The sequence below is a fragment of the Streptococcus sp. GMD1S genome, from assembly GCF_000296875.1.
In the GTDB taxonomy this organism is placed as follows: Bacteria; Bacillota; Bacilli; order Lactobacillales; family Streptococcaceae; genus Streptococcus.
Genome location: NZ_AJQY01000087.1, coordinates 1 through 2,678 on the forward strand (window position 1 = coordinate 1; position 2,678 = coordinate 2,678).

Annotated in this window: 4 protein-coding genes and 2 pseudogenes; all 6 read right to left on the reverse strand. The window is 40.8% G+C overall.

Annotated elements, in window-relative coordinates; translation table 11 throughout:
- Positions 1 to 344, reverse strand: a pseudogene (gene rplB / locus GMD1S_RS07090) (50S ribosomal protein L2); the annotation flags it as partial.
- 17 nt (positions 345 to 361) lie between these two features.
- Positions 362 to 658 carry a 50S ribosomal protein L23 gene (locus GMD1S_RS07095; protein WP_001055347.1) on the reverse strand — a complete coding sequence of 99 codons (297 nt, stop codon included), beginning with the start codon at positions 656 to 658 and terminating at the stop codon, positions 362 to 364.
- Positions 658 to 1,281 carry a 50S ribosomal protein L4 gene (gene rplD, locus GMD1S_RS07100; protein WP_000024537.1) on the reverse strand — a complete coding sequence of 208 codons (624 nt, stop codon included), beginning with the start codon at positions 1,279 to 1,281 and terminating at the stop codon, positions 658 to 660. The genes GMD1S_RS07095 and rplD overlap by 1 nt, the downstream gene beginning before the upstream one ends.
- A 24-nt stretch (positions 1,282 to 1,305) precedes the next feature.
- Positions 1,306 to 1,932, reverse strand: a complete 627-nt coding sequence (gene rplC / locus GMD1S_RS07105) for a 50S ribosomal protein L3 (protein WP_000160197.1) — start codon at positions 1,930 to 1,932, stop codon at positions 1,306 to 1,308.
- A gap of 82 nt (positions 1,933 to 2,014) precedes the next feature.
- Positions 2,015 to 2,323 (reverse strand): 30S ribosomal protein S10, encoded by a 309-nt coding sequence (rpsJ, locus tag GMD1S_RS07110; RefSeq protein ID WP_001284513.1) that lies wholly within the window; start codon positions 2,321 to 2,323, stop codon positions 2,015 to 2,017.
- Positions 2,324 to 2,566: 243 nt separating this feature from the next.
- Positions 2,567 to 2,678 (reverse strand): annotated as a pseudogene (locus GMD1S_RS12575) (phosphoribulokinase); the annotation flags it as partial.

Consider the following 2,678-nt stretch of genomic DNA (forward strand, 5'->3'; position numbering starts at 1 on the left):
CGTTGACCAACTTCAAGACCTTTTGGAGCGATGATGTATGCTTTCACACCGTCAGTGTAGTGTACAAGAGCGATGTTTGCAGAACGGTTTGGATCGTACTCGATTGTTTTAACAACAGCTTCAACGTTGTCTTTGTTACGTTTGAAGTCAACCAAACGGTAGAAACGTTTGTGTCCACCACCGTGGTGACGAACAGTGATACGACCGTTGTTGTTACGACCAGCCTGTTTCTTCAAAGCAACAAGCAATGATTTTTCAGGAGTGCTTGTTGTGATTTCAGCGAAATCCAAAGAAGTCATATTACGGCGACCGTTTGTTGTTGGTTTATAAACACGAATTCCCACGATATTTCCTCCTTAGATTATTCAGCTTCAGCAGCAAACAACTCGATTGCTTTTGAATCAGCTGTAAGTGTGATGATAGCTTTTTTAGTTTTGTTAGTAAAACCAGTGTAACGTCCAACACGTTTTGCTTTAGGTTTTACGTTGATTGTGTTAACGTTGGCAACTTTAACACCTTCGAAAGCAGCTTCAACAGCTTGCTTGATCAAAAGTTTGTGTGCACGAGTGTCAACTTCAAATACATATTTTCCTGCTTCAAGTTGAGCCATTGAGCTTTCAGTGATGACAGGTTTTTTGATAACATCATACAAATTCATTATGCAAGAACCTCCTCGATTTTAGAGATAGCTGCTTGTGTGACAAGAAGTTTGTCGCTATTTGCGATGTCAAGAACACTTGCAGTTGTAGCAGTTGCAACTTTCACGTTTGGAAGGTTACGAGCTGAAAGAGCTGCGAATTCATTTCCTTCTTCAAGGATAACAAGAACTTTAGAATCGATGCTCAATGCTGCAAGAACTTTTGCAAATTCAGCAGTTTTTGGAGCTGTAAATGAAAGAGCGTCTACAGCTACGAATTTGTTTTCAGCAACTTTTTCAGAGTAAACTGATTTAAGAGCTAGGCGACGAACTTTTTGTGGAAGTTTGTAGCCGTATGAACGTGGAGTTGGTCCGAAGACAACGCCACCACCACGCCATTGTGGTGAGCGGATAGAACCTTGACGAGCACGTCCAGTTCCTTTTTGACGCCATGGTTTGCGTCCACCACCTGATACTGCAGAGCGGTTTTTAACAGCGTGTGTTCCTTGACGAAGGCTTGCGCGTTGGCTGATGATTACATCAAACACAACTGATTCATTTGGTTCAATACCAAATACTGCATCGTTAAGAACAACTTGGCCAGCTTCTTTACCAGTTTGGTCAAATAATGTTACGTTTGCCATTGTGACTGATTTCCCCTTTCTTTATTATTTACCAGCTTTAACTGCTGATTTGATAGTGATAAGAGATTTCTTAGCACCTGGTACGTTACCTTTGATAAGGATAACGTTCTTTTCTGGAACAACTTGTACAACTTCAAGGTTTTGAATTGTTACGCGGTCGCCACCCATACGTCCTGCAAGATTTTTACCTTTGAATACGCGGTTAGGTGCAACAGGTCCCATAGAACCTGGACGACGGTGGTAACGAGAACCGTGAGCCATTGGTCCACGTGATTGTCCGTGGCGTTTGATAACACCTTGGAAACCTTTACCTTTAGAAGTACCAGTTACGTCAACAACGTCTCCAGCTGCGAATGTTTCAACTGTGATTTCAGCACCAACTTCCAAGCCTTCAACGTTTTTGAATTCACGAATGAAGCGCTTAGGAGCCGTGTTAGCTTTCGCTACATGTCCTTTAGCAGGTTTGTTGCTCAATACTTCGCGTTTGTCATCGAAACCAACTTGGATAGCGTTGTATCCGTCTGTTTCAACAGTTTTAACTTGAAGAACAACGTTTGGAGTTGCTTCAATAACTGTTACAGGGATCAATTCGCCAGCTTCAGTGAAGATTTGAGTCATTCCCACTTTTTTCCCTAAGATTCCTTTTGTCATGAGAAAATAGTTCCTTTTCTATATTTTTTATTCAAAAAGTTTTTAACGAGCGTTTTTTATGCTCAAGGTATCAAGCTTTAGATTAAAGTTTGATTTCTACGTTTACACCACTTGGAAGATCCAATTTCATCAACGCATCAACTGTTTTTTGAGTTGGGTTAACGATATCGATCAAACGTTTGTGTGTACGCATTTCAAATTGTTCGCGAGAGTCTTTGTATTTGTGAGTCGCACGAATGATTGTGTAGAGGCTACGTTCAGTTGGAAGTGGGATTGGACCCGCAACTTGTGCACCTGTACGAGTAGCTGATTCTACGATTTTTGCAGCCGCTGTATCAAGCGTACGGTGTTCGTAAGCTTTCAAACGGATACGGATTTTTTTGTTTGCCATCTTTTTCTCCTTTTCGTCTATTTAAGATAATAGGCTAGCTCCACAAGAAAACCGACGCGCGTTGCGTGGCAATGCAACCGAGCGTGTCGCAACCTCTTGCATCAAAGCTAAGGCTGTAATTTACAGCACCATAATAGAATAACACAAAGCCCCTGCGATTGCAAGGGATTTGTGAGCTTTTTTTCGTTTTTTTAGGTTGAAACTGTTTTCTCTTTTCATTTTTCCAAGATTGAGGATTTATATCTATAAAAAACCGTCTTTTCTTCTATATATAATGTGTGTCATTTTGACCTTGAATATATCTTCTGATTGATCTACTAAAATGTCCGCTTTAGACTCGGTTTCTCTATAGTAT